The following is a 766-nucleotide window of genomic DNA, read 5'->3' as shown; positions in this document are numbered from 1 at the left end:
GAAGCCGAACATGGAGTAGAACACGTAGACCGGGACCAGGGGCACGCCGTGGGTGGCGTAGGCGGTGCCGGCGGCGGTGAAGGCTGCCACGGCGCCGGCTTCGTTGATGCCGGGGTGGATCAGCTGGCCCTGCGCGGATTCCTTGTAGGCCAGGACCAGGTCCCGGTCCACGGACAGGTAGTTCTGGCCGCTCGGGTTGTAGATTTTCGCGGTCGGGAAGAACGCGTCCATGCCGAACGTCCGCGATTCGTCCGGCACGATGGGGACAATCCGGTGCCCGAACTTCTTGTCGCGCAGCAGGTCCTTGAGCAGGCGGACGAAGGCCATGGTGGTGGCGGCCTGCTGCTTGCCCGAACCGCGCTTGGCGACGTCGAACGTTTTGGCGTCCGGCATTTCCACCGCCCCGGGGCCGGAACGCCGTTCGGGCACCGAGCCGCCCAAAGCCTTGCGCCGCTCCAGGAGATAGGCAATCTCGGGCGCATCCGCACCGGGGTGGTAATACGGCGGCCGGTAGGGATCCTCTTCGAGCCGGGAGTCGGAAATGGGAATTCTCAGGTAATCCCTGAATTCCTTCAGGTCGTCCAGGGTGAGTTTTTTCATCTGGTGGGTGGCGTTGCGGCCTTCGAAGTGCGGGCCCAGGCCGTAGCCCTTGACCGTTTTGGCCAGGATCACGGTGGGTTTGCCCTTGAATTCGGTCGCGGCCTTGTACGCGGCGTAGACCTTGCGGTAGTCGTGCCCGCCGCGCTTGAGGTTCCAGATCTCGTCG

General features: G+C 64.9%; 1 pseudogene. It reads right to left on the bottom strand.

What is annotated here, in order from left to right:
- Positions 1-766, bottom strand: a pseudogene (locus DBZ45_RS02465) (pyruvate dehydrogenase (acetyl-transferring), homodimeric type); the annotation flags it as partial.

The sequence above is a fragment of the Arthrobacter globiformis genome (genome assembly GCF_003261175.1).
Lineage (GTDB): Bacteria > Actinomycetota > Actinomycetes > Actinomycetales > Micrococcaceae > Arthrobacter > Arthrobacter globiformis_A.
This window is presented reverse-complemented; position numbering and strand designations above follow the sequence as displayed.